Source organism: Micromonospora sp. WMMD1274, from assembly GCF_049179035.1.
Lineage (GTDB): Bacteria > Actinomycetota > Actinomycetes > Mycobacteriales > Micromonosporaceae > Micromonospora > Micromonospora tulbaghiae.
The window spans coordinates 6,973,921-6,998,225 of sequence record NZ_JBMHMG010000001.1; the positions used below are offsets into that span (position 1 = coordinate 6,973,921).

The following is a 24,305-nucleotide window of genomic DNA, read 5'->3' on the forward strand; positions in this document are numbered from 1 at the left end:
TCGGCGGCTCCGGTCAGCCGGCGAGGCCGAGCGCGGCCAGCCGGTGCGGGTCGGCGATCACGTCCACGGCGGCGATCCGGCCGCCGGTGACGGTGAACGCCATCACCGACAGCGGGCGGTCGCCGGCGGTCACCAGCACCCCGGCGGCGCCGTTGACGAGCACCGGCCGGGCGTGCGGGAACAGCCGGCCGAACGTGGTGGCCTGCGCCGCCACAGTCGCCGCGCCGGTCAGCACGACCGTGTGGCGGGCGTGGGCGCTCCCGGCGTCGGAGCGCAGCACCACGTCCGGGTGCAGCACGGCGATCAGCGCGTCGAGGTCGCCGCCGCGGGCGGCGGCGAGGAAGGCGTCGACCACCGCTCGCTGCCGGGTCAGGTCGGGATCGGGCGTGGGCGCCTGCCCGCGTACCCGGCGGCGGGCCCGGCTGGCGAGCTGCCGGGCCGCCGCCGGTGAGCGGTCGACGAGCGGGCCGATCTCGTCGAACGGCACGCCGAACATGTCGTGCAGCACGAACGCGAGCCGCTCGGCCGGGGTCAGCGTGTCCAGCACCACGAGCAGCGCCAGGCCCACCGAGTCGGCGAGCACCGCGGCCTGCGCCGGGTCGCCCGCGCCGGCGTCCACCACCGGGTCGGGCAGGCGTACGTCCAGCGGGTCCTCCCGGCGTGCGGCGCGGGACCGCAACGTGTTCAGGCTGACCCGGGCGACCACAGTGGTGAGCCAGGCGTCCAGGTTGTCCACCGAGGCCGCGTCGGCGCGGGACAACCGCAGCCAGGTCTCCTGCACCGCGTCCTCGGCGTCGGTGAGCGACCCGAGCAGCCGGTACGCCACCGCCCGCAGCCGCGGCCGCTCCCGCTCGAACCGCTCCGCCAGCCCGGCGTCCATCACCTGAGCCTCCCCTCCCGCACACCGTCTCGACCCGCCGGGGAGCGCCGACGTGACCGGACGTGACGGCGCTCACACCTGTCACACCGGCGGGCCGGCCCGGGTCGACGTGGCAGCACCGACAACGGGAGGACGACGATGAGCGCACCCATTCTGGTCACCGGCGGCACCGGCACGATCGGCCGGCACGTCGTACCGCTGCTACGCGCCGCCGGGCACCCGGTGCGCGTGCTCAGCCGGCGCGGCGGACTTCCCGGCGACGGCGTCACCCACGTGACCGCCGACCTGCTCACCGGCGCGGACCTCGACCACGCCCTGCGCGGGGTGTCCACGGTGCTGCACCTGGCCGGCGGCGCGAAGGGCGACGACCGCGCCGCCGCCGACCTGGCCCGGGCGGCGCGCCGGGCCGCTGTGACGCACCTGGTGCACATCTCGGTGACCGGCGCCGACCGGGTGCCGCTGGCCTGGACGCGGTCCAAGCTCGGCGCCGAACGCGCGGTGGCGGACTCCGGCGTGCCCTGGACGGTGCTGCGTGCCGCGCAGGTTCACGACCTGGTGCTGTCCATGCTGGCGGCGATGACGAGGCTGCCGGTGGTGCCGGTGCCGGGCGGGCTGCGGTTGCAGCCGGTCGACGCGGCCGAGGTGGCGGCCCGGCTGGCCGAACTGACGCTGGGCGCGCCGGCCGGGCTGGTCCCGGACCTGGCCGGGCCGGACACGTACGGCATCGGCGATCTGCTGACCGGATACCTGGCGGCCACCGGGAAGCGCCGGGCGCGGCTCCCGGTGCGCATCCCCGGGCGGGCCGGCCGGGCGTACCGGGACGGCGCGAACCTCGCTCGGCCCGGCGCGGCGAGGGGTGTGCGGACCTGGGCCGGCTTCCTGGCCGACCGACTGCCGGCGCGGCGGGCCGCCTGACCCGCCGCGGCGACCCTCGCCGCCGGTCAGGCGCCGGCGCGCGCCGGCGGGTGGAACTGCTCGAACATGACCTCGTAACCGTCCGGGTCGAGCCCGTAGAAGATCCGCGCCCACCCCACGTCCTCCGGCTCCAGCGTCACCGGCAGCCCCTCGTCGCGCCACAGCGTGTGCGTGGCGTCCAGGTCCGCGGTGGGCACGGTGAGCACGACACCGAGCCCCGGCGGCCCGGCCTTGACCTCGCGTTCCCGCGCCGCGTTGTGGTGCCCGTGGCGGTGCAGGTCGGACAGGATCAGCCAGGTGTGGCCGAACGTGAGGTAGCGCAGGTTCGGCTGATCCGCGTTCGGGATCTCCTTGAAGCCGAGTCGCAGGTAGAGCCGGTGGGAACGGTCCAGGTCACGGACCCGGAGCCCGAGCTTGAGCTGTCTGGCGGCCATCCGGCCGAGGCTAGCGGACTTCGGCTCACCAGCCGACCGAGCCGAGGCCGACCGGGGTGAGCCGGCGCACCTGCGGCTCGATCCACTGTGCCGCGGTGACCAGTTTGACCAGCCGGTCGATGGTCTCCGGCGGCCCGGCCACGAAGCTGCGCCGGTCGGCGGGGCAGCCGTACCGGTCGTCGAACGTGCCGCCGTCGAGCGCGCGTACCGCCATGCCGGCCTCGACGGCGAGCAGCATCCCGGCGGGCAGGTCGACCGCCTCGGGGCGGTAGCCGACGATGCCGTCGATGTCGCCGCGGGCCAGCATCACCCAGGACAGCAGCGGCGCCCACAGTTGCAGCACCCGGCGCGCGCTGGTGTCCAGCACCACCTTCAGCGCCCGGGCGGTGCTGTCGTCCCGGCGTACCTCGTGCCCCTGGGTCCAGGCCAGCACGGGCGCGGACGGCACCGGGCGGCGCGCGGCCCGCAGCGGCCGCGCGGCCGGGCCGGACGCGTGCACGAACGCGCCCCGGCCGCGCACCGCCGACCAGGTACGGCCCGCGACCGGGTCGTGCACCACGCCGAGCACCGGCGAGCCGCTGTCGCACAGGGCGATCCCGACGACGTACGCGGGCAGCCCGATCGCCACGTTGTTGGTGCCGTCGAGCGGGTCGACGAGCCACGCCCAGGTGGTGTCCGGGGCGTACTCGCCGCCCTCCTCGGCGATCACGCCGTGCTCGGGCCAGCGGGCCCGGATCCGGTCGACGATCAGCCGCTCGGCGGCCAGGTCGAGGTCGGTCACCAGGTCACCGGTGTCGTTCTTGGCCCGGGCGTGCACCTCCCCCCGGGTGCCCCGGCGCAGCAGGCGGCCCGCCGCCTGGGCGGCCTCCACCGCGAAGCGGTGCGCGTCGCGCAGGTCGGGCCCGCCTCTGCTCGGCTCCACGTCCATGGCTCCTCCAGCCAGTCAGCCCCGTGCCACCAGTCGCGCGATCTCCCGCGCCATCCGCGCGGTCTCCGCCGCGTCGCAGCGGTCCCGGCGTACCCGGTGGCTGCGCCCGTCCACCGCGCCGAGGCTCAGGTCGCACGCGCCGGGAGTGGTCCGGCCGAGCGCCACTGTCACCGCCGGCTCACCGGCGTCGACCTCCGAGGTGTGGAAACCGCCGGCGCGCAGCGCGTACGAGTCGCCGGCGGAGTGCGTCTCCACCGCCGCGGTCATCGCGGTGACCAGCCGGTCGGTGGCGGCCATCTCGTCCACCTCGCCGAGGCTGTGCACCTCGTAGATCCGCCAGGACGGGTCGGCCGGCGCGTCGTCGACCTCGATCAGCTCGTTGCGGACCGTGCCGTGCAGCACGTGGCTGAGCAGGTCCCAGCTGTGCGAGTGCATCGTGGAGGTGGTCGGGCGCACCGGCGGCGGGTCGGCCGGCCAGGCGTGCACGCAGATGCCGTCCGGGCCGTCGCGTTCCACTGGCAGGCAGGTGAAGCCGAGCGGGTGCCGGACCGCGCGCAGCGGCCGCCGCCCGTCGGCCACGTCGCCGAGCACGTCCAGCACCCAGCCGCGGAGCACCTCCGGCCGGGTGCCCCGGTCGATCTCCCGTTCGAGGTCGGCGTAACTGGTCATGAGTAGGGGTTCCTCGCCTGGACGGCCTTGCCGATGATGTCGGCGACCTCGCGGTCGCCGAAGGACCGGGGCAGCGTCAGGCCGAGGGCGGTGAACAACCGCCGTACCTGCTCGACCGACGGCTCGTCGTCGAGCTTGACCTGGGCCGCCGCCTCGATCGGCACGCGCCGGCTCTGCCGGCGGCTGTAGTCCAGCTCGATGTTGAAACGGTTGTAGTAGACCTCGCCGCGGTCGATGCGCAGCGCGGGCGTCTGCGGGTTCTCCTGGGTGATGACGACGCAGGAGGAGGAGAGGTCGTAGCGGAACGTGGTCATCTGCGCGGAGAGCCGGACGTCGACGGTGAGCAGGCCGGAGCGTTGCAGGTGCCAGCAGGCGGCCAGCACCGTCGCGTACGACTCCTTGCGGGTGCGGTCGACGGTCCACGGCTCGCCCGGCGCGTCCGGGTCGAGGCTGCGCCGGAAACGCGCGTACCGCTCGCAGACCTCCTCGTCGGTCGGGTCGATGATCTCGATCGCGACGGTGAGCGTGGCGTTGCGCCGCCGGGCGTGTTCCAGGCAGTCGGGCAGCGTGACCGCGCGCAGGAAGGTGCCGGTGCCGCCCTTGAAGCTCCACTGGTCGGTGTGCCGCCGCGCCTCGGCGAGCGCCTGCCCGACCTCGCTGCCGTGCAGCACGCGCACCATGGAGACACTGTCGATGGCCTCGCGGGCCCGGTTCAGCGCGCCCTCCGGCCCGGTGATCTCCTGCATCTGCGGCACCAGGTCGGTCAGCCGGTCACGGGTGTCCGAGATGACCTGGCGGACCTCCCGCTCGGTGGTGCGCCGGCGCAGCCGGTCCCGCAGCATCGCCTGCGCGAGCAGGCCCAGGACCAGCAGGATCGCGCTGTTGACGACCTCCTGGTCGACCGCGTTGGTGAGGCCGAGCACGGACACCGTGAGCGCCAGGACGAGGCCGATGAACGCGTCGAGATTGGTCACGACCCAGGCGAGCAGGCGCGTCATGACATCCCCCGGTCGACGACGGAACCTCCATGATAGCCCGCTGTCAATGTCGCCATCACGCCCTGTTCCGCGGCGGTGGCGGTGCGCCGTGCCGGCGGGCGGCGCAGATCAGCGAACCACCGAGCCCCGGCGCGGCGCGGGCCAGCCGCCGCGAGGCCACCCACCGGCCGCCCGGCAGCCGCCAGCCGACCTCGTTGGACCGCAGCGCCACCGGCGTGAACCCGGCCCGGCGCAGCGTCCGGCGCAGCAGCGAGGCGGTGAACGGGCGGATGTGCAGCCACAGGTACGGGTGCAGCGGGTCGACCTGCCGCGGCGCCCGGCCGGCGAGGAACGCCAGCCGGTCCTGCACCGGCGCCAGGTTCGGGGTGGTGAGCACCAGCAGGCCGTCCACGGCCAGCACCCGGTGACACTCCCGCAGCAGCGTCAGCGGGTCGTACACGTGCTCGATCAGCTCCCCGGCGAGCAGCCCGGCGAAGCTGCCGGCTCGGAACGGCAGCCCGCGGGTGGCGTCCAGCCGGACCGGCAGCGCCCGCCCGCCGGCCGCCGCGCGGGCGGTGCGCAGCGCCGTCTCGGCCATGTCCGCGAGCACCACCGGGCCGGGCAGCGCGGCCGGGTCGAGCATGCCGCGCGGCCCGCAGCCCAGTTCCAGCACCGGCCCGCGCCGGGTCACCCCCTCGGCCATCAGCCGGGCCGCGACCGCGCGGCGCACCCGGTGGTACGGGTCGTCGACGTACCCGTCGACCTCGGCGCCGTCGTGGTAGCGGTGATGGTTGGCGTGCCTGCCGTGCACCTGCGCACGGTGCGACGACGTCCCGGTCGGCGGCTCGGCCATCACCCCTCCACAGCGGACGCCGGCCCCTTCGGCGGCGTCCAGCCCCAAGCCTCGCACCGCTTCCGCCTTCCAGGGTGTACATCCGCCCGGGGTACGCCGACGCGGCGGCCGGTCGTCCGGCCGCCGCGTCGATCGGGTGCGTCAGACGGCCGGCGCCCAGTCGAGCCGCATGCTGTCGTCGTACTCGTCGCCCGGGATCCACCACGGCTCGCCGAAGCCGCTGGTGAAGACGATGATGTTGCCGCCGTCGGGCTCCGGGTTGCTGTCCGGGACGGACAGCGCGGCGCAGTAGCGCCCGTCCGGGGAGAACACCGGCGAGATGATGAACCGCGGTTCGTCGGTGAGCAACTTCAGCCCGGTGCCGCCGAGCCGGACCGACGCCAGCGACTGGTTGCGGCGTTCCTGGTCCAGATACCACCGGTTGGTGCTGAACACGATCCGCTGGGAGTCGGGCGTGAAGACCGCGTGATCCGCGAACTCGCCCGGCACGCGCTGGTAGACCAGTCGCGCCTTTCCGGTGGCCAGCTCCAGCACGCGCAACTGCCCACCGTCGGACCGGCTGAACCACTCCGTGACGATCATCGAGCCGTCCCGGGACCAGTTCGGACGCGCCATGTGGTGCCCCTCGACGAGGACCCGGCGGGCGCCGGTGTCCACGTTCACCGCCACCAGGCGGGAGTCGCCGATCACCATGGCCACCTCGGTGCTGTCCGGCGACCAGGTCGGCCACTCGTAGTGGACGCCGAACGGGTCGGTGATCAAGGTGCGGCTCTCCCCGGTGACCCGGTCGTACAGGTCGAGAGTGGGGTCGAAGGCGGGGCCGGGCTTCTGGCCGATCACGGCCAGGTAACGCCCGTCCGGCGAGGCGGCCGCGTCGGCGCCCGGGGGCAGCAGCACCTGCGGGGTGGTGCGACCCGGGTTGATCTGCAGCACGCCGGGGCTGCCGGTGACGATCCACGGCCCGTTGACGCCCGCGGCAGCCGAGGCGGCCGGCCCGCCGGCCAGCCCGGTCGCGGCGGCGGCGCCGGTGAGCGCTGCGGCGCGCAACAGCGTACGGCGGTTCATCGTGGTCATGCCGGCACCTCCGTGGAGATCGCCGCGGCCCAGTCCAGCCGGGTGCTGTCGTCGTACTCGTCCCCGGGGATCCACCACTGCTCGCCGAAGCCGCTGGTGGACACGATGATGTTGCCGCCGTCGGGGTACTCGTTCTCCGGCGGGATCGACAGCGCGGCGCAGTAGCGGCCGTCCGGGGAGAACACCGGCGACAGATAGAACCGGGGCTCGTCGGTGAGCTTCTTCAGCCCGGCGCCCCCGATCCGCACGGACGCCAGCGAGTGGTTGCTGGACTCCAGTTCGGGATACCAGCGGTCGGTGCGGAACACCACGCGCCCGGAGTCGGGCGTGAAGACCGGCGAGCCGAACAGCTCACCCGGCGCGCCGGGCGTGTAGAGCCGCCGCGCCGTGCCGGTCGCCAGTTCGAGCACACGCAGTTGCGGACCCTCCGAACGGCTGTGCCACCGCAGGACGATCATGGAGCCGTCCCGCGACCAGTCCGGGTCGGCCATGGAGTGACCCTGGACCAGCACCCGGGTGCCGCCGGTCGCGACGTCGACAGCGATCAGCCGGTCGTTGTTCTCCCCGGTGACCAGGGCGATCTCCGAACCGTCCGGCGACCAGGTCGGCGCGCCGTAGCGGACACCGAACGGGTCGGCGAGCAGCGTGCGCTTCTGGCCGGTGATCCGGTCGTACACCGCCACGAACGGCTCCAGCGTGCCGTCGCCCGAGCGGGCCGTGTTGACCCAGGCCACGTACCGGCCGTCCGGCGACGCCTTCGCGTGGTCCCCGTTGGGCAGCAGCTCCCGCGGCGTGGTCCGGCCCGGGTCGACCTGGAGCACACCCCAGCCGACGCTGACCAGCCACGACCCGTTCACCGCGTCGGCGGCGGACACCGGAGCGGCGGACGCGGCGGAGGGCGCGGCGGCCAGCCCGGTCGCGGCGGCCAGGCCGGTCAGCGCCGCGGTGCGCAGCAGGGCACGACGATTCATTGCGGTCATTCGACAACCCCCGTGATAGACGTGGCCCCCACCCTCGCGAGTGGATCGACGCACCGGAATCGGGCGAGTGGCCGCTTCACGTTCGGCTGCTCGTCTATCACCGCCGGTGAGCCCGCAGCGGCCCGGTACGCTCGCCCCGATGACCTCCGACGCGCTGCGCCGCGCCCTCACCGAACCGGGCGACCCGCCGCTGCTCCCGCTGCCCGGCGTGGCGGTCGAGCTGCTGGACGCCCTGGCCGCCCCACCGCGCCTGGGCGCGCACCTGCGGCTCGTGCACGACGTCGCCTGGCACCTGACCGCCGCGTTCGCCGACCGGTTCGCCGCGGTGCCGTTCGACAGGCAGGCGGTGCTGTTCGGCGCCGCCGTGCACGACCTCGGCAAGGTCGAGCATCCCGGCGAGCTGACCGGCCCCGGATCGGCGCACGAGGAGGCGGGCTACCAGTTGCTGCTGCGCTTCGGCGTACCGGAGGAGCGGGCCCGCTTCGCGGTCACCCACGCCGCCTGGCACTCCCCCGGCGTGCAGCTGGAGGACCTGATGGTCAGCCTCGCCGACAAGGTGTGGAAGGGCCGTCGGGTCACCGACCTGGAGCAACTCGTGGTCGACCGGCTGGCCGGCATCACCGGCCGGGAGCGCTGGCAGACGTTCCTGGACCTCGACGACGTGCTCGCCGAGCTGGCCGCCGGCGCGGACCGGCGGCTGGCGTTCCAGGCCGAGCATCCGGTGTACGGCTGACGCCGCACCGACGCGGCGATGAGTCCGGCGCCGGCCGGCGGTCTTCCCTGGGTCCGTGTTCTCCGAATCTCCGGGAGGAAACATGAGCACCAGCGAAGCGCGAGGCCGGGTACGGGCGTTCGTCACCGTCTCCCTGGACGGGTACGTCACCGGCCCGGACGACCACGCGGGCCAGGGGCTCGGCGTCGGCGGCGAGCGGCTGCACCACTGGGTGATGGGCGGTCCCTGGACGTACGACTCGCCGCGCGAGCCCGGCGCCGGCATGACCGGTGAGGACCGCGCGTACTTCGACGAGATGCTGGCGGGCACCGGTGCCGCGTTGTGCGGCCGGGGCATGTATGACAGCGCCGGCGCGTGGGGCGGCCGGAACCCGTTCCAGGCGCCCCTCGTCGTGCTCACCCACCGCACCGCCGACCAGCCCGACCCGAGCGCCGGCTTCCTCATGGTCGACGGGTTCGACGAGGCGCTGGCGGCGGCCCGGCGTACGGCCGGTGACGGCGCGGTGGTCATCGGCGGGGGTGCCGACGTGATCCGGCAGGCGCTCGCGGCGGGCGTGGTCGACGAGCTGGGCCTGTCCACCGCGCCGGTGATCCTCGGTGCCGGGAAGCGGCTGTTCGAGGGCTTCGACCGCGACGTCGACCTGGAGATCCGTGCGGTGCACCACTCGCGGTACGCCGTGCACGTCCGGTACGCCGTCGGCCGCCGCGCGAGCGATACCGATTGACTTTCGATAGGTTGCGCGCGATAGTCGATGCATGTTGACGGCGCAACGCGCGGTGACGCCACTCCGCGCATTCCTGGTCCTGCTGTTCGCGATCCTGGTGCTGTTCCAGACCATGTCGCTGCCCGGGCAGTTCGCCCACATGGCGCGCGAGAACCCGGACATGGCGTACCTGCGGTGGCCCGCCACCGCGGTGACGATCTTCTGGGTGCTGTGCGTGCAGGTGGTGATCGTCTGCACCTGGCACCTGCTCACCCTGGTCAAGAACGACCGCATCTTCACCGAGGCGTCCCTGGGCTGGGTCGACGGGATCGTCTGGGCGGTCGCCGCCGCCTGGGTGGTGCTGGTCGGCGTGTTCGGCTACGTCGGCTTCAACGCCGACGACCCGGGCCTGCCGCTGCTGCTGTTCCTGCTGGTCACCGGCGTCAGCGTGCTGGGGCTGCTGATGGTCGTCCTGCGCGCGCTGCTGCGCCAGGCCACCACGCTGCGCACCGACATGGAAGCGGTGATCTGATGCCGATCGTCGTGCGCATCGACGTCGAACTGGCCAAGCGCAAGATGAGCGTCGGCGAGTTCGCCGAGCGCGTGGGGCTCACCCCGGCGAACGTCGCCGTGCTCAAGAACGGCCGTGCCAAGGCCGTCCGGTTCAGCACGCTGGAGGCCATGTGCCGGGTGCTCGACTGCCAGCCCGGCGACCTGCTCGAATGGGTCGCCGACGAGGAGGAACGATGAGATACCTGGCCGCCGCCGTAGCCCTGCTCGCCGTCGCGCTCGGCGTCGCCGGCTTCGTGTACGGGGAGGCCGACGACTCCCCCGGCCTCCAGCTCCTGTCCGCGCTGCTCGTCATCGGCGCGGTCGCCATCGGCGTACGCGTCGCCCGGCGTACCCGATAGGGCCGGCGCCCCCTCGACGCCGGCCCTGTCGCTCAGCCCTTCACGCAGACGACCTGCTTGAGGTGGGCGACCACCTCGACCAGGTCCTCCTGCTGGGCCATCACCTCGGTGATGTCCTTGTACGCGCCGGGGATCTCGTCGACCACACCGGCGTCCTTGCGGCACTCCACCCCGGCGGTCTGGGCGGCCAGATCCGCGGTGCTGTACGTCCGCTTCGCCTGCCCCCGCGACATCCGCCGCCCGGCACCGTGCGACGCCGAGCAGTACGCGTCGAGGTTGCCCTTGCCGCGCACGATGTACGAGCCGGTGCCCATCGAGCCGGGGATGATGCCCAGGTCCCCCTTCCCGGCCCGGATGGCGCCCTTGCGGGTCACCAGCACGTCCACCCCGTCGTAGGTCTCCTCCGCCACGTAGTTGTGGTGGCAGGAGATCGGCTCGTCGTAGCCGACGTGCGGGAACGCGTCCCGGACCACCTGGCAGAGCAGCGCGAGCATTACCGCCCGGTTGCGGCGGGCGTACTCCTGCGCCCACCACAGGTCCCGCCGGTACGCCTCCATCTCCGGCGTGCCGGCGAGGAACACCGCCAGATCCCGGTCCGGCAGGCCGGTGTTGTGCGGCAGGCCGCGCGCCACCGCCATGTGCCGCTCGGCCAGCTCCTTGCCGATGTTGCGGGAACCGGAGTGCAGCATCAGCCAGACCCGGCCGTCGTCCGCGCCGCCCTGCTCCAGGCAGACCTCGATGAAGTGGTTGCCGCCGCCGAGCGTGCCGAGCTGCCGCTGCGCCCGCGTCTGGAGCTGGGCCACCTTCCGGTCCAGCGTCGCGAACCGCCGCCAGAATTCGTCCCAGCCGGCCTGCTCCAGCCCCCGGACCCGGCGCGGATCGACCGCGTCGTCACGCATCGCGAAGCCGACCGGGATGGTCGCCTCGATCGCCGAACGCAGAGGCGCGAGGTCGCCGGGCAGGTCGGCGGCGGTCAGCGAGGTCCGCACCGCGGACATGCCGCAACCGATGTCCACGCCGACCGCGGCCGGCGACACGGCCTGCCGCATCGCGATCACCGAGCCGACTGTGGCGCCCTTGCCGAAGTGCACGTCCGGCATCACCGCGACACCCTGCACCCAGGGCAGCGCGCCGATGTTGCGCAGCTGCCGGGCCGCCTGCGCCTCGATCGCGTACGGGTCGGTCCAGACCCGGACCGGTGCCCGGGTACCGGCCAGCGGGGTGAAACCCATCGTCGTCTCCTTGCTCATCTCCGTCTGACGTAGGCCGTACGGGACTCGAACCCGTAGCCTCCCGGGTGAGAACCGGGTGAGCTGCCAATTGCTCCAACGGCCCTCCGGCGGCGTGACGCCGTCGGCGGATCCACCCCGGACACGGAGAACCGCCCGGCTCCGGTCTGGGGGCGGGCGGTTCGCGCGGATCGTCGCGCCGGCGCTAGACGCGCCACCACCCTGGTTGCCACTGCCGTCGCCGGCCCGTGCCCGATTCGGGCAGCAGGACACCGGCGCGCGGCGCTTGCCGCTCGGCGCGGGTGCGGTTCTGCTGCGACACGGCAGGCTCCTCTGGTGGATCAGATCGACGTTGCCCGCTCACGGTACGGCCGTCCTGCGCGAGCGGGCAACAGGGTTAACCGAGCAGGACTCACACCAGATCTTGCGCTCGAATGCGGTCCAGGATGATCCGGGCCAGCGCGGTGAGCCGCGTCCGCAGCTCGTCGTCGGCACGCGCACCGAGGTCGTCCTCGAGGTACGCGGCCAGGGCGATGACGGCCGGTAGCAGGTCGTCGAGTGGGCTGCCCTGGTATCCCACCACGTAGAGACCGTGCGTGCCCGCCTCGGCAGGGAGAGTGCCGTCGAGAATCCGCTCGCACGTGTCGGCCGCGATCAGCGCGACCGCCGTCGGCAGGCCCGGCTCCGGGAGACCGAGTTCGGCGACGACCGCCGCCAGACGCCGATTCGCCTCGTGCGTCGCCAGAGTCCGGGCCGGCTCGGCTGCGAGCACCGTCACGGCCTCACTGTCGACGCCGGCCGCCAGGAGGTCGCAGGCGAGCATCACCGCGTGGTACGGATCCGCGTCGTCGAACAGCGCCCGGGCCTGTTCAGTCCGAAGGCGACGGAGAAGGTCGTCGTTCACTCGCCGAGGCTACGAGACTCGCCGGCACCGTGGTGGGTGAGGAGGACACGGTCGCGCGGGGAGCGCGTTCCGGGTGGCGGCTCGCGGATCGCAGCGAGTCCACGCGGTGGCCGATCTCAGCCGGCGTGCGCCACCGGGTGGCGCCGCATCTCCTCCATGAACGGGTAGCGCGCGGTCAGCTCGGCCAGCGTGATGCCGACCCGCCACGCGGCGGCGACCTGCGCGACCTGGAGCAGGTCGGTGGCGTCGCCCCGGGCCTGGACGTCGCCGTCCACCCGAAGGTCGATCATGAAGTAGCGGGCCTGGGAGCCGAGGCTGACACAGACGACGCCCCGGGCGGAGGTCATCTCGGCGCAGGTGAACCGGCTGCGCCCCTGCTCGGGCGCGGTCACCTCGCCGACGTCGAGCTGGTGCGCGGCGGCGGTCGCCACGAGCGCGGGGGCGAGACCGCCGGGCTCGACCAGGTCCGGGTAGAGGCGCACACCCAGTGCGGCCGACACGTCGCTCATGACTGACTCCCACTTCCTCGTGACAGAGACCAGCAGCGCGCAGGTTACGGGTGTGTTTCCGGCACGCACGGCCATCTTTTCCCGTGCGACCGTCCCGGGGCAATAGGAACGCCCGCATCGAACCCCTCCGAGGTAGGCTGCCGCCTCATGGCGCTGATCCGGTGTGACTTCTTCTCCGAGGCGCTCGGCATGGGCACGTCGATGACGGTGCTGCTGCCCGATCGCGGCGCGGCCGGGATCGGCGTGCCGGGCACGGCCGCCGACGGTGACCCGCCGGTGCTCTACCTGTTGCACGGCCTGACCGACGACGACACGGTGTGGACCCGGCGCACCTCGATCGAGCGGTACGTGGCGCCGCTGGGGCTGGCCGTGGTGATGCCGCAGGTGCAGCGCAGTTTCTACTGCGACGAGGCGCACGGCAACCGGTACTGGACGTTCCTCAGCGAGGAGCTGCCCGAGGTGTGCCGGTCGTTCTTCCGGCTGTCCAGCCGCCGGGAGGAAACGTTCGTCGCGGGCCTGTCGATGGGCGGCTACGGGGCGGTGAAGTGGGCGCTGCGCCACCCGGACCGGTTCGCGGCGGCGGCCAGCCTGTCCGGCGCGCTGGACGTGACGCGCCGCCGCCACCATCCGACCCATCCGGTCGACCCGGCGGTGTGGCACACCGTCTGGGGTGACGGCCCGGTGCCCGCCGACGACGACACGGTGGGGCTGCTGGAGCGCTCCGGCGACGACCGGCCGGCGCTCTACGTCGCCTGCGGCACCGAGGACTTCCTGTACGAGGACAGCATGCGGTTCCTCGACGTGGCCCGGAAACGCGACGTGCCGGTCACCGTCGACTTCGGTCCGGGCGACCACGACTGGGCGTACTGGGACGCGCGGATCCAGGACGTCCTGGCCTGGCTGCCGCTGCGCACGCGCTGACCGGTGTGCGCGGGCGCTGAGTTGGCTCAGACGCCGACGGTGCCGTCGATCGCCTCGCGGATCAGGTCGGCGTGCCCGTTGTGGCGGGCGTACTCGTGCAGCATGTGCAGCATGACCAGGCGCAGCGAGACGTCCTCGCCCCAGCGTGCCTGGTGACCTGTCACGTCGAGCGACTCGGCCTCCCGCTCGATGCGCCGGGCGTGCTCGATCTCGCGCTGCCACGCCTCGAACGCCTCCGCCGCGTCGGCGTCGCGGGCGTCGTACGCCTGCTGGAAGTCGCCGCTGTCCGACCACACCAGCGGCACGTCCTCGGCGGCGATGACCCGGCGGAACCAGGTGCGCTCCACCTCCGCCATGTGCCGGACCAGACCGAGCAGCGACAGCGTGGACGGCGGCGACGCCGGCCGGCGCAGCTGCTCGTCGGTCAGCCCCTCGCACTTGAGGGCCAGCGTCGCCCGGTGGAAGTCGAGGAAGGCGCGCAGCGACTCCCGCTCGCCGGCGAGCAGCGGCGGGCCGATCCGTTCGGTCTCCATGAGCGCCGAGCCTAGCCGCAATCGATCATGGTGGAACGACCGCGTCACCGCAGCGACGAACCGGCCACCGGGAAGTCGAACCAGGTGTCCGGGTACGGCTCGTCGACGTACCGGTAGTGCCACCACTCCAGCGGATAGTTCTCGAAGCCCTGCGCGGACATCAGCCGGCGCAGCAGGTCCCGGTTGCTCCGGGCGGTGTCGCTGATCCGTGCGTCGGCGGTGTGGGCGCGCGGGTCGAAGCAGTCGAACCCGGTGCCCATGTCGATCGAGTCGTCGGCGAAGCGGCGGCCGGCCGGATCGGTGCACGGCACGAGCGGCCGGCCGGGCGTGTACGCGGGCTGCGCGGCGGCGGAGACCGGGACCAGGGTCAGGTCGACGGTGCTGCCCCGGCTGTGCGCGGTGGGGGCGCCGATGTAGCCGTCGGCGAACAGCCGGTCCTTGGGTACGCCGGGGTAGAACTCCCCCTTCATCCGCTGCTCGGCGGGGAGTTTCGCCCAGGCGACGAAGTCGTCCGCCGCGCGCTGCGGGCGGTAGCAGTCGTACACCTTGAGGCTGTGCCCGCCGGCGAGCGCGGCGGTCTGCACCCGGTGCAGCGCCTGCGCGGCCGGGCGGGTGAGCAGGCAGCGCGGTTCGGCGTACCCGTCGATCGGGCGGCCGACGAAGTTGTGCGGGCCCGCGTACCGGATGTCGGTGCGGACGGTGGGGTCGACGGTGGTGAGGTCCACGAAGTCCGCCGGGGCGCGCGGGCCGGTCGGCGTGGGTGACGGCGGCGCGGACGGCGACGGGGACGGCGCGGGCCGCTGGCAGGCGGCGGCGAGCAACGCGGCCGCGACGGCCAGGACCGCCGTCGCGCGTCTGCCGGTGCCCACCCGCCGTGTCTACCAGCCCGGGCGGGCCGGCATCGGCGGAACCGGTGGTCAGCCGCCCAGCACGGTACGGAGGAAGTCGACAGCGGCGGCGTCGTCGTCGATGCCGCCCGCCTCGTGGCCGTTGAACCGCCACACCGTCAGGTCCTTGTCGCCCCGGTACTCGTGGTAGGCGGCGTAGACGGTGGACGGCGGCGTGATCTCGTCCATCAGCGCGACGGAGAACCGGGCCGGCACCGTGGCGCGGCGGGCGAACGCGACGCCGTCGACGTAGCCGAGCGTGCGCAGCGCCTGCTCCTCGCGGTCCCGGTGCACGGCGAGGTAGTCGCGGATCTCCCGGTACGGCGTGGCGTCGGTGATCGTGATCGCGCGCGGGATGTCGCAGAGGAACGGCACGAGCGCCACCGCCGCGCGCACCCTCGGCGCCAGCGCGGCGGCGGCGAGCGCGGCGGCGCCGCCCTGGCTGTGACCGAGCACGGCGATCCGGTCCGGGTCGACCGCCGGCAGCTCGCACGCGGCGTCCACGGCGCGGACCGCGTCGGTGAGGAAGCGCCGGTAGTAGTACCGGTTCGGGTCCTCGATGCCCCGGGTGGCCATGCCCGGCGCCTGCGGTCCGCCGGCGGCGACGTCGGGTGTGTCGCCGCGGCTCCACCCCGAGCCCTGCCCGCGCGTGTCCATCTGGAGGTGGGCGAAGCCGGCCGCGGACCAGAGCAGGTTCTCCAGCGCGTGGCCGCGCCCGCCGCCGTACCCGACGTACTGCACGATCGTGGGCAGCGGTCCGGCGGCGCCGCGCGGCACCCGCAGCCAGGCGCGGATCGGCTGTCCGGCGAAGCCGGGGAACGTCACGTCGAAGACGTCTACCCCGGTCAGCGGCGTCGGCAGCGGGGTCGCCGACACGGGGTCGCCGCACGAGCGCGCCTGTGCCAGAGTGTCAGCCCAGAAGGCGTCGAAGTCCGGAGGCTCGTGCAGGTCGCTGCGGTGGGTACGGAGTTCGGCCTCGGTCAGGTCGGTGAACACGCCTCGGATTCCTCGTCCTTCGTCGGGGGTGGACGGCGAGCCGTCGAAGATGGCGGGCGTATTTCCGGAAGGTTTCCGCAACTCGTGCGAACGCTAGGGCCGGTCCGGCCTGTCGTCAAGCCCTCGGCGTACGGCAAGATGTGCGTGGGGCGGGACGGTCTACCGGTCGGTTCCGGCAGCCGGCGAAGGGAACACGGGTGAGCGCGGACGACGAGCGCAGGGTGACCATCACCGCGATCGCACGGGAGGCCGGCGTCTCGGTCCCGACCGTGTCGCGCGTGCTCAACGGGCGTTCCGACGTCGCGCCGGACACCCGGGAACGGGTCGAGGAGCTGCTGCGCCACCACGGCTACCGGCGCCGGGGCAGTCGTACGGTGCGCCGGGCGGACCTGGTCGACCTGGTCTTCAACGACCTGGACAGCCCGTGGGCGGTGGAGATCATCCGCGGCGTGGAGGACGTCAGCCACGCCGCCGGGGTTGGCACCGTCGTCTCGGCGATCCACCGCGAGTCCAGCTCCACCCGGCAGTGGCTGCACAACCTGCGCGCCCGCGCGTCCGACGGCGTGATCGTGGTGACCTCGCACCTGAGCCCGGCCGTGCAGGCCCAGCTGCGGCGCCTCAACGTGCCGGTGGTGGTGGTCGACCCGGCGGCCGGCGTGGCCGCCACGGACGTGCCGGCGATCGGCGCCACCAACTGGACCGGCGGCCTGGCCGCCACCGAGCACCTGCTCAAGCTCGGCCACCGCCGGATCGGTTTCGTGGCCGGCCCGCCGCACCTGCTGTGCAGCCGGGCCCGGCTGGACGGCTACCGGGCCGCGCTGGCCGCCGCCGGAGTCGCCGCCGACGACCGGCTGGTGCAGCCCGGCGACTTCTACCACGCGTCCGGCTTCACCGCCGGTGGCGCGCTGCTCGACCTCGACGACCCGCCGACGGCCATCTTCGCCGCCAGCGACCAGATGGCGTTCGGGGTGTACGAGGCGGTGCGCCGCCGCGGGCTGCGGGTCTGCGACGACGTGAGCGTGGTCGGCTTCGACGACCTGCCCGAGGCGCGGTGGGCGTCACCGCCGCTGACCACTGTGCGCCAGCCGCTGGTGGAGATGGGCCGGCTCGCCGCGCGCACCGTGCTGCGGCTGGCCCAGGGCGACGAGATCGACTCGCCCCGGGTCGAATTGGCCACCGAACTCGTCGTACGGGACAGCACCGCCGGGCCCGCCTGCCGCTGATCCGGGCCGCTCCTTTCAATCCTGTTCCGGAATTTCCGGCTCCCGCAGGACCGACCCCGTCGACATGGCGACGGCGGCGGCGTGGCGGCGACGCCGGGCCAGCAGCAGCGCTCCCCCGGCCGTCAGCACCACGCCCACCGCCACAGTCACGCCCGCGCCCGGCCGCGGCCCGGGTGCCGCCCCGCCGCCGGTCAGACCGGCACGCCCGGCCAGGGCCGAGGCCGCCCCGCCCGCCGGAGGCGCGGACCGGTCCAGCTCCCCCGGCTCGACCAGCCGTCCCACCGAGGCGTCGCGGGGCTGCGCGAACCCCCAGTCCAGCAGCGCCGCGCCCTGCTGCCAGCCCCGCTGCGTGGTCACCTCGGCGCCCAGCAGCGTGACCACCAGGCGCCGTCCGCCGCGCTCGGCCGCCCCGACGTACGTGTGCCGGGCCAGGTCGGTGAAGCCGGTCTTACCGCCGAGCGCGCCCGGATAGTGCTCCAGCAGCATGTTGTCGTTGGCGATGGCGAACGCCTTCGCCCGCTGCGCCGGCTGGGCCGGTATCTGCGCGGACCGGGTGGCGGCGTACCTGCGGAACGCCGGGTCGGCGAAGCACGCCCGCGCGATGAGCGCCAGGTCGTACGCGCTGGTGAACTGCCCCGGCCCGTCCAGCCCGGACGGGGTGACCGCGTGCGTCTGCCGGGCGCCGAGCCGGTGCGCCTCCTCGTTCATCGCCCGTATCCCGCCGGGCAGCCCGTCCGGGCCGCCGCCGAGCCGGGCGAGCGCGTTGGCCGCCTCGTTGCCGGAGCGCAGCAGCAGGCCGAGCCAGATCGTCTCGATCCGGTAGCGCCCGCCCTCGACCAGCCCGGCCGCCGAGCTGCCCGGTTCGACAGCCAGGTCCCCGGCGGTCACCGTGACCTCCCGGTTCGGGTCCAGCCGGGGCAGCATGGTGGCGGCAAGCAGCAGCTTCTGCACGCTCGCCGGTACGCCGTACTCGTGCGGGCCGCAGCCGCCGAGCACCGCGCCGCTGTCCAGGTCCGCGACCACCCAGGAGGTGGCGGTCACCGCCGGTGGCGCGCTCGACGCGGGCGGGACGACCAGCCCGGCGGTGTCCAGCGCCGCGCCGCCGACGGCCCGCGCGGCCGGGTCGGGCGCCGGCGGCGGCTGCGGCGGCCGGGTCGACGGGGCCGGCACGTTCGGGCAGGGCGGCGCGGCCGGCAGCCGGCGTACGGGCGCGCGGACGGCGGCCGCCGCCGGTGTCGCCGGCGCCGGCAGCAGCAGGGCGGCGGCCAGCGCCACGAAGGGTCCCCAGGTCCTCATGACCCGGACGGTAGCCACGCCGACCCGAACGGGTCACCGGCTCCGGGATTCGCGTTCCGGCGCCGGGACCGCGCGGTAGGGTGCCGCCCGCTCAGGCGCGGCGGCGTCCCCGCCTGCGGGCGCGGCCCCGGCGGGCGGCGAGCACCGCCGCCACCCCGCCCACGGTGAGCGCGAGCAGGCCGGCGACCGGCACGATCACCCGCCAGTCCCCGTCGCCGATGCGTTGCAGCGCCGTCCCGGCCGGCCCCCGCCACGGCGGGGAGGTGGTACGGGTGGGCTCGGCGGCCGCCGCCTGCCGGGGCTGCGCCGCCTCGGCGTCCCGCTCGCCCGGCTCGACCAGCCGGCCGACCGAGGCGTCCCGGGGCAGCCGGAAGCCCCAGTCGAGCAGCTGGGCGCCCTGCTGCCAGCCGCGTACCGGGCGGGCCTCGGCGCCGAGCAGCGTCACCACGAGACGGCGTCCGTCCCGCTGCGCGGCACCGACGTAGCTGTGCCGGGCCAGCTCGGTGAAGCCGGTCTTGCCGCCGAGCGCGCCGGGATAGCGGTAGATGAGCTGGTTCTCGTTCTGGATCTGGAACCCGCCCTTCTTCAGCGCGGGCTGGGCCGGGATCTGCGTGCGCTCGGTGAGCGCGTACCGGCGGAACGCGGCGTCGGCGAAGCAGGCCCGCGCGATGAGCGCCAGGTCGTACGCGCTGGTGAACTGGCCGGGACCGTCCAGGCCGGACGGTGTGACCGCGTGCGTCTGCCCGGCGCCGAGCCGGCGGGCCTGCTCGTTCATCTCGGCGACGCCGGCCTGTGCGCTGCCGGCGCCGAGGCGGGCCAGCATGTTCGCGGCGTCGTTGCCGGACTGGAGCAGCAGGCCCAGCCACAGCGTCGCCACGCTGTAGCGGCCGCCGACGAGCAGGCCGACGGCCGAGCTGCCCGGCTCGATGTCCAGGTCGGCGCGGGTGGCGACGGCGACCTGCTGGGGGTCCAGCCGGCTCAGCATGGTGGCGGCCAGCAGCAGTTTCTGGGTGCTGGCCGGGGTGCCGGGGACGTGTGGGCCGCACGCGCCGAGGACCGCGCCGGTGTCCAGGTCCGCCACCAGCCAGGTGGTGGCGGTGACCGCCGGGGGCGCAGGGCTGCCGGGTGGCATGACCAGCCCGGTGCCGGCCAGCGCCTCGCCGCCCACCGCCGCCTGTTCGGGTGTCGTGGCCGGCGGCGTCGGGCGGGGCGGCCGGCTGACCTTCGGCGCGGGCAGGCGCGGGCAGGGCGCGGTCGCGGGCGCGGCGGGGGCGGCGGGTGTGGTGGCCGGGGCGGCGGCGGCCGGGGCGGGTGCCCCGGCGGCGAGCAGGGTGACGGCGGTGGCGGCGGCCAGGACCCGGGCTCTCATGAGAAGGCACCCTACCGAGCCCGATGATCAGGTCCGGACGGCTCACCGGTGTCGTGACGCCGTGCCGATCGGGCGGTCCCGTTCGGTGACCGGCGCGGGTGTCAGCGCACGCCGCGCAGCCACCACCGCTGCCACGGTGTCTCCACCGCGCGCCGGTGATAGTGGGACCGGACCCAGGCCACCGCCCGCGCCGGCGGCAGCCCGTCCAGGACGGCGAGCGCGGCCAGCGCGGTGCCGGTGCGCCCGACGCCGCCGTGACAGGCCACCTCGACCCGCTCCCCCGCGTACGCGCGCCGCCGCGCCTCCCGCAGCGCGTCCAGGGCGTCGGCGCGGTCGGACGGGATCCAGAAGTCGGGCCAGCGGACCCGCCGGGCCGGCCACTCCGGCTCGGGACCGGGCGCCAGCAGCAGCGCGAAGTCGGCGGGCGAGGCGGGCGCGGCGACCTTGCGCCCGCGGACGGTGGCGCCCCCGGGCAGCGTGAGCAGGCCGGCCTGATCGGTCCACGGTGTCGCGTCCATGGCTCATTGTGTCGTGTCGCCCGGACACGTGAGTGCCCGCCGGACGAGGTCCGGCGGGCACTCACGATCGAGCCGGGTCGTCCCCGGCGCGCCCCGGATCAGCCGAGGCGACGGCGGCGCCAGGCCATGGAGGCCAGCAGCAGCACCGCACCGGCGGCGGCGAGGCCCCCACCGAGCTTCAGCGGCGTGCCGATGCTGTCACCGGTCACCGGCAGACCGCCGTGGTGCGGCGACTTGGTCGGCCGCGGCGGCAGGACGGTGCCGGTGGCGCTCGCGATCCGCCCGGACGTCAGGCCGGTGGCGGTGAACGTGTACCGACCCGGCCGGGTCGGCCGGTAGGTGACGGTGAAGTTGCCGTTGGCGTCGGCCGTCACGGTGAACGTGGTCGGCGCCGGCTGCGGCTGGGCGCGGTTGGGCGTGTAGGCGACCGGCGCCATCGCCACCGTGCTGCCGTCGCTGCGCCGCGCGGTCCCCTCGGCCGGGGCGGCCGCGGGCAGACCCGAGATCGCCACGTCGATCCGCACCGTCTCGTTCGGCGCGAAGTTCGAGCCCCGCAGGGTGAACGTCTCGCCGAGCCGGATGGTGGTCGGTGAGACGGTCAGCGACGCGACCTCGGGCGGGTAGACCGGGGGCTGCGGCTGCGCCGCCCCGGCCGCGGTCGGCACGGCCGCTACGGCCAGGCCCACCGTGAGCGCCATGATGATGCGGGATAGCCGCATGATGGATTCCCTCCTACTGTTCACAGCTTGGTGCGTTGACTACTTGGGTGGTCCATGGGGTGACGGTGGGCGTGTGCACCAGCTCGGCCGTCCCGGCGCCGGTCTTGCCGGTGAGCACCGTGACGTCGAGCGTCCGGGTCTGTCCCGGGCGGGCCTCGACCTTCGCGACCGCCACCTGGCGGCGGCCGTCGGTGCCGCTGCCCATCGCGGTGTCCTGTCCGTCCAGCCGGCCGGTGAGGACGGCGCCGCCGGTGGGCGTGTGCACGGAGACGAAGGTGCGTGCGGTGTACTTGTCGCCGGCCAGAGCCAGTCCGGTGACCGACTTGCTCAGGCCCGACTTCGGGGCGGTGGAGTGCACCGTGACCTTCAGCCGCAGCTCGCGGCGTCCGTCCGGGTGGCATTCGCCGACCGTCACGGTGGCCGAGAACCTGAGGTAGTAGCCGAGCTTCGCGCCGCTGCCGTCGTTGAGGAACACGCCGACGGTCGGCACGGTGTCCTTCTCCGGAAGCTGACCGGCCAGCCGGCTGCCGGCCAGTGCGCGTTGCTCCTCAGATCGGACACTCCAGAACAATATCCGACGCTCATTGATTGAACGGGTAAAAACGGTCAAAAGTGCGCGTGGGTCTACCGTCTTGGTGAACAGGGTGTCGAAGACGCCCGAGGCCGCCTTGGTGAAGTACTCGTCCTGGTCCTTCGTGTCCAGGTCCCGGTACGAGTCACTGAGGAGCGTGCGGACGGCGGTGGCGGCGCCGAGCGCCGGCCCGTCCGGCACGTTCACCGGACCCACGACGCCGAGCAGGTACGACAGGACCACCGGGTCCACAGCCAGCACCCCGTCCACAGTGGTGCCGGTCCGGCGACGCACCATGTCCCGGTAGAGCGCGGCGGCGGCCGGGAAGTCCGGGTTGAGGTTCACATCCGCCGGATAGATGCCCGGCAGATCGCCCCAGAGCCGCTTCGCCTCCGCGTCGATCTTGAGTGGCGGGTCGAAGAACCGCAGGTCGGACGAACTGCCCTGCTTCACGAGGCGGATCCGTCCACCCTCGGCGCGCAGGACGGCGTACGCGCCGAACATGCCGCCCGTGGCGCGCAGCTCGGCCGGGTTCTGCGAGACCAGCAGATAGCTGCGCGGTCCGTCCGCGCCGAGAAGTGGCGGCAGCAGCCGCGCGCCGCGATCAGCCGCGGAGGTCAGCTCGCCGAGCTGGTCCAGCTCCGCGCGCAGCGCGGTGACCGCGTCGCGTACCTGCGTCACGAGGTCGCCGGTGGGCACCTTCCGCAGCCGGTCGGCGGTCGTGCGCACCGCCTGGTCGGCGGCGGAGACCTCGGCCGAGACGGCGCGCAGGCGGGCCAGGTCCAGCTTGCCCTGCTTCGGCACCAGCGAGGCGAGGTCGACGCGCAGCAGCGTGGGGAACGCGAGCCGGGCGAGGTCGTCCACCGCCACCGAGATCTGCCGTACCGCGGCCAGGTTGTCCCCCGCGTACGGGGTCTGCTGGCCCACCCACCACACCGGATCCCCGGTCTCGCCGCGGGCGGCGGCGGCCTGCTCCTGCAACGCGGCGAGCGTGCGCTGGGCCCGGGCCACGTCGCCGTCGAGCACCTGGGCGCTGAGCTCCCGGGCCAGTCCGGCGGCGTTGACCAGGTGGGCGCGGGCCTGCCAGCCCCGGAACGCCACCCAGCCGCCGGCGCTGAGCAGCACCGATACGACGACCAGCCCGGTCAGCAGGATCCGGCGGACCCGGGCGCGCCGGCGCCGACGCGAGCGACGCCGCCGGACGGGCGTGGCACCAGGTCCGGTCACGGATTCCCCCTACCAGTCGGTCGAATCGGACACAATTCGCGATCGAGTGCTTTTTAGCACGGGAAAGTGCCTGTTCGAGGTGTTATCCGACTCTCTGATGAATTAGCCGCTGTGTGCGAGTTTTGTTCGGTTCGACGTCCGCTCGGCCGCCTCGTGCAGCAGCGCCTCGATCCGGTCCACACCGGCCCGCATCGACATGTCCCGCAGGTACGCGTCGCGGCCCCGCCGGCCCATGTCGATCCGGGCGGCCGGCGGGATGGCGGCGGCCAGCCAGAAGCGGTCGGCCAGCGCCGCCCAGTCCTCCGGCGGGCAGGACAGACCGGCGCGCGCCCGCTCCACCACCTCCGCCGTCTCCCCCGCCGCGGAGGCGACCACCGGCGCGGCGCAGGACAGCGCGGCCTGGAGCTTGTCGGGCACCCGGCCACGCAGCTCCGGCAGGTCGCGCTGGGCCACGAGCTGGTAGTCGGCGGCGGCGTAGAGCTGCGGCATGTCCACGGCGGACCGTCGTTCCAGGAACCGGACGTTGTCCGCGCCGAGGTCGGCGGCGAGCCCCCGGACCCGCCGCTCCTGCGGGCCCGATCCCACGAGCACCAGGTCCATCCGGTCGCCGAGCGCCGCCGCCGCGCGGACCGCCGTCTCCAGATCCTGGCGGGCGCCGATCGTGCCGGCGTGCATCACCACGCAGCGGTCGTCCCGGCGGACCAGCCGCCGCACCGCCGGGCCGGCCTGGGTGGGGCGGAAGATGCGCTCGTCGGTCCAGTTCGGCGCCGTGCGCACCCGGCCCGGGTCGGCCCCGCCGGCACGGACCAGATCCGCCATGGACGGCGAGCCGACCGCCACCACCGCCGCCTCCCGGTAGAGGCGACGGGTCGCGGCCTCCAGCCGCGCCGGCCGCCCGCCGTCCCGCTCGGCGCGCCCGTCCCGCCCGGTCCACACGTCCTGCACGTGCAGCACGGTGGGCGTACGGCCGAGCAGCCGCAGCAGCCCGGTGGCGGCGAACGTGACCGCCGGGTGGCCGTAGACGTAGAGCACGTCGACGTCGCGCAGCAGTCCCCGGCCGGCGAGCGCGGCACTGCCGGCGAAGGACAGCCAGCTCGTGGTGCGGGCGCGGGCGGAATCGTCGCCCGCGGCGTACCGGGGCACCCGGCGCACGGTGAGCCGCTCGCTGTGCGTCTGGTGCCGCCAGCGCTGCCGCCAGCCGGGATAGACGTGGCCGCCCGGGTAGTCCGGGAAACCGGTGAGCACCCGTACCTCGTGGCCCCGGGCCACCAGTTCCTCGGCCAGGCTGCCCGGGACGAACGCCGGCTCCGGCGGGAAGTGGTAGGTGAGGATGCCGACCCTCATGG

At 74.3% G+C, this 24,305-nt stretch carries 28 protein-coding genes and 1 tRNA gene; 8 read left to right on the forward strand and 21 right to left on the reverse strand.

Annotated elements, in window-relative coordinates:
- Positions 1–13 precede the first annotated feature (13 nt).
- Entirely contained in the window at positions 14–880 is an 867-nt protein-coding gene (gene sigJ, locus ACN27D_RS32975) for an RNA polymerase sigma factor SigJ (protein WP_421500879.1), read from the reverse strand.
- Between the two features lie 138 nt (positions 881–1,018).
- Here sigJ and ACN27D_RS32980 point away from each other — a divergent pair, with 138 nt between their 5' ends.
- Positions 1,019–1,795: an SDR family oxidoreductase gene (locus ACN27D_RS32980; protein ID WP_421500880.1), complete on the forward strand. Its 777-nt coding sequence runs from the start codon at positions 1,019–1,021 to the stop codon at positions 1,793–1,795.
- A 26-nt stretch (positions 1,796–1,821) separates the two neighbouring features.
- On the opposite strand, the gene ACN27D_RS32985 is transcribed toward ACN27D_RS32980, so the two are convergent.
- The 7 genes from ACN27D_RS32985 to ACN27D_RS33015 all read right to left on the reverse strand — a co-directional run bounded on the left by ACN27D_RS32985 (position 1,822) and on the right by ACN27D_RS33015 (position 7,701).
- On the reverse strand, positions 1,822–2,229 hold the full coding sequence (locus ACN27D_RS32985) for a VOC family protein (protein WP_421500881.1): 408 nt from the start codon (positions 2,227–2,229) through the stop codon (positions 1,822–1,824).
- A 25-nt stretch (positions 2,230–2,254) separates the two neighbouring features.
- On the reverse strand, positions 2,255–3,157 hold the full coding sequence (locus ACN27D_RS32990) for an inositol monophosphatase family protein (RefSeq protein WP_120569719.1): 903 nt from the start codon (positions 3,155–3,157) through the stop codon (positions 2,255–2,257).
- Between the two features lie 15 nt (positions 3,158–3,172).
- On the reverse strand, positions 3,173–3,826 hold the full coding sequence (locus tag ACN27D_RS32995) for a hypothetical protein (protein ID WP_421500882.1): 654 nt from the start codon (positions 3,824–3,826) through the stop codon (positions 3,173–3,175).
- Positions 3,823–4,824, reverse strand: coding sequence for a hypothetical protein (locus ACN27D_RS33000; protein WP_091418084.1), 1,002 nt, complete (start codon positions 4,822–4,824; stop codon positions 3,823–3,825). The genes ACN27D_RS32995 and ACN27D_RS33000 overlap by 4 nt, the downstream gene beginning before the upstream one ends.
- A gap of 55 nt (positions 4,825–4,879) precedes the next feature.
- Positions 4,880–5,656 (reverse strand): class I SAM-dependent methyltransferase, encoded by a 777-nt coding sequence (locus ACN27D_RS33005; protein WP_357894925.1) that lies wholly within the window; start codon positions 5,654–5,656, stop codon positions 4,880–4,882.
- A 141-nt stretch (positions 5,657–5,797) separates the two neighbouring features.
- The gene (locus tag ACN27D_RS33010) at positions 5,798–6,730 is read right to left on the reverse strand and encodes a TolB family protein (protein ID WP_421500883.1); all 933 of its coding nucleotides are present in this window, start codon (positions 6,728–6,730) and stop codon (positions 5,798–5,800) included.
- Positions 6,727–7,701: a TolB family protein gene (locus tag ACN27D_RS33015; RefSeq protein ID WP_421500884.1), complete on the reverse strand. Its 975-nt coding sequence runs from the start codon at positions 7,699–7,701 to the stop codon at positions 6,727–6,729. The genes ACN27D_RS33010 and ACN27D_RS33015 overlap by 4 nt, the downstream gene beginning before the upstream one ends.
- A 148-nt stretch (positions 7,702–7,849) precedes the next feature.
- Here ACN27D_RS33015 and ACN27D_RS33020 point away from each other — a divergent pair, with 148 nt between their 5' ends.
- From ACN27D_RS33020 to ACN27D_RS33040, 5 genes are all read left to right on the forward strand, one after another.
- Positions 7,850–8,443, forward strand: coding sequence for an HD domain-containing protein (locus ACN27D_RS33020; RefSeq protein ID WP_421500885.1), 594 nt, complete (start codon positions 7,850–7,852; stop codon positions 8,441–8,443).
- Positions 8,444–8,525: 82 nt separating this feature from the next.
- Positions 8,526–9,167 carry a dihydrofolate reductase family protein gene (locus tag ACN27D_RS33025; protein WP_421500886.1) on the forward strand — a complete coding sequence of 214 codons (642 nt, stop codon included), beginning with the start codon at positions 8,526–8,528 and terminating at the stop codon, positions 9,165–9,167.
- A 31-nt stretch (positions 9,168–9,198) separates the two neighbouring features.
- Entirely contained in the window at positions 9,199–9,678 is a 480-nt protein-coding gene (locus ACN27D_RS33030; RefSeq protein WP_334458522.1) for a DUF2975 domain-containing protein, read from the forward strand.
- Positions 9,678–9,896 carry a helix-turn-helix domain-containing protein gene (locus tag ACN27D_RS33035; RefSeq protein WP_013476639.1) on the forward strand — a complete coding sequence of 73 codons (219 nt, stop codon included), beginning with the start codon at positions 9,678–9,680 and terminating at the stop codon, positions 9,894–9,896. The genes ACN27D_RS33030 and ACN27D_RS33035 overlap by 1 nt, the downstream gene beginning before the upstream one ends.
- Positions 9,893–10,057 carry a hypothetical protein gene (locus tag ACN27D_RS33040; RefSeq protein ID WP_174536834.1) on the forward strand — a complete coding sequence of 55 codons (165 nt, stop codon included), beginning with the start codon at positions 9,893–9,895 and terminating at the stop codon, positions 10,055–10,057. Before ACN27D_RS33035 ends, ACN27D_RS33040 begins: the two co-directional genes overlap by 4 nt.
- A 32-nt stretch (positions 10,058–10,089) precedes the next feature.
- On the opposite strand, the gene ACN27D_RS33045 is transcribed toward ACN27D_RS33040, so the two are convergent.
- The 4 genes from ACN27D_RS33045 to ACN27D_RS33060 form a co-directional block, all read right to left on the reverse strand.
- Positions 10,090–11,289 (reverse strand): RtcB family protein, encoded by a 1,200-nt coding sequence (locus ACN27D_RS33045; protein WP_421500887.1) that lies wholly within the window; start codon positions 11,287–11,289, stop codon positions 10,090–10,092.
- Positions 11,290–11,319: 30 nt separating this feature from the next.
- Positions 11,320–11,392 (reverse strand) — tRNA-Glu (locus tag ACN27D_RS33050).
- Between the two features lie 306 nt (positions 11,393–11,698).
- A complete protein-coding gene (locus ACN27D_RS33055; RefSeq protein ID WP_358172005.1) occupies positions 11,699–12,190 on the reverse strand; it encodes a hypothetical protein in 492 nt (163 codons plus the stop codon).
- A gap of 116 nt (positions 12,191–12,306) precedes the next feature.
- Positions 12,307–12,699, reverse strand: a complete 393-nt coding sequence (locus tag ACN27D_RS33060) for a hypothetical protein (protein ID WP_120569714.1) — start codon at positions 12,697–12,699, stop codon at positions 12,307–12,309.
- Between the two features lie 147 nt (positions 12,700–12,846).
- Between ACN27D_RS33060 and ACN27D_RS33065 the strand changes: the two genes are divergently transcribed.
- Complete coding sequence (locus ACN27D_RS33065) at positions 12,847–13,620, forward strand: alpha/beta hydrolase (RefSeq protein ID WP_421500888.1); 774 nt, start codon at positions 12,847–12,849, stop codon at positions 13,618–13,620.
- 26 nt (positions 13,621–13,646) lie between these two features.
- On the opposite strand, the gene ACN27D_RS33070 is transcribed toward ACN27D_RS33065, so the two are convergent.
- The 3 genes from ACN27D_RS33070 to ACN27D_RS33080 are packed head-to-tail and all read right to left on the reverse strand — an operon-like array spanning position 13,647 to position 16,036.
- Positions 13,647–14,153 carry a DinB family protein gene (locus tag ACN27D_RS33070; protein WP_421500889.1) on the reverse strand — a complete coding sequence of 169 codons (507 nt, stop codon included), beginning with the start codon at positions 14,151–14,153 and terminating at the stop codon, positions 13,647–13,649.
- 44 nt (positions 14,154–14,197) lie between these two features.
- Entirely contained in the window at positions 14,198–15,022 is an 825-nt protein-coding gene (locus ACN27D_RS33075) for a M15 family metallopeptidase (protein WP_121685221.1), read from the reverse strand.
- 48 nt (positions 15,023–15,070) lie between these two features.
- Positions 15,071–16,036 carry an acetylxylan esterase gene (locus tag ACN27D_RS33080; protein WP_120569711.1) on the reverse strand — a complete coding sequence of 322 codons (966 nt, stop codon included), beginning with the start codon at positions 16,034–16,036 and terminating at the stop codon, positions 15,071–15,073.
- 197 nt (positions 16,037–16,233) lie between these two features.
- On the opposite strand from ACN27D_RS33080, the gene ACN27D_RS33085 reads away from it, so the two are divergent.
- Positions 16,234–17,259, forward strand: a complete 1,026-nt coding sequence (locus ACN27D_RS33085; protein ID WP_120569710.1) for a LacI family DNA-binding transcriptional regulator — start codon at positions 16,234–16,236, stop codon at positions 17,257–17,259.
- Positions 17,260–17,274: 15 nt separating this feature from the next.
- Here the strand turns inward: ACN27D_RS33085 and ACN27D_RS33090 are convergent, their stop codons facing one another.
- The 6 genes from ACN27D_RS33090 to ACN27D_RS33115 form a co-directional block, all read right to left on the reverse strand.
- The gene (locus ACN27D_RS33090; protein WP_421500890.1) at positions 17,275–18,555 is read right to left on the reverse strand and encodes a D-alanyl-D-alanine carboxypeptidase family protein; all 1,281 of its coding nucleotides are present in this window, start codon (positions 18,553–18,555) and stop codon (positions 17,275–17,277) included.
- Positions 18,556–18,646: 91 nt separating this feature from the next.
- The gene (locus ACN27D_RS33095) at positions 18,647–19,924 is read right to left on the reverse strand and encodes a D-alanyl-D-alanine carboxypeptidase family protein (protein WP_421500891.1); all 1,278 of its coding nucleotides are present in this window, start codon (positions 19,922–19,924) and stop codon (positions 18,647–18,649) included.
- Between the two features lie 101 nt (positions 19,925–20,025).
- Positions 20,026–20,442: a protein-tyrosine phosphatase family protein gene (locus ACN27D_RS33100; protein WP_091418039.1), complete on the reverse strand. Its 417-nt coding sequence runs from the start codon at positions 20,440–20,442 to the stop codon at positions 20,026–20,028.
- Between the two features lie 98 nt (positions 20,443–20,540).
- A complete protein-coding gene (locus tag ACN27D_RS33105; RefSeq protein WP_091418035.1) occupies positions 20,541–21,161 on the reverse strand; it encodes a hypothetical protein in 621 nt (206 codons plus the stop codon).
- A gap of 13 nt (positions 21,162–21,174) precedes the next feature.
- Positions 21,175–22,959, reverse strand: a complete 1,785-nt coding sequence (locus ACN27D_RS33110) for a DUF4012 domain-containing protein (protein WP_421500892.1) — start codon at positions 22,957–22,959, stop codon at positions 21,175–21,177.
- 102 nt (positions 22,960–23,061) lie between these two features.
- A complete protein-coding gene (locus ACN27D_RS33115) occupies positions 23,062–24,303 on the reverse strand; it encodes a glycosyltransferase family 4 protein (protein WP_357826706.1) in 1,242 nt (413 codons plus the stop codon).
- Positions 24,304–24,305 lie beyond the last annotated feature (2 nt).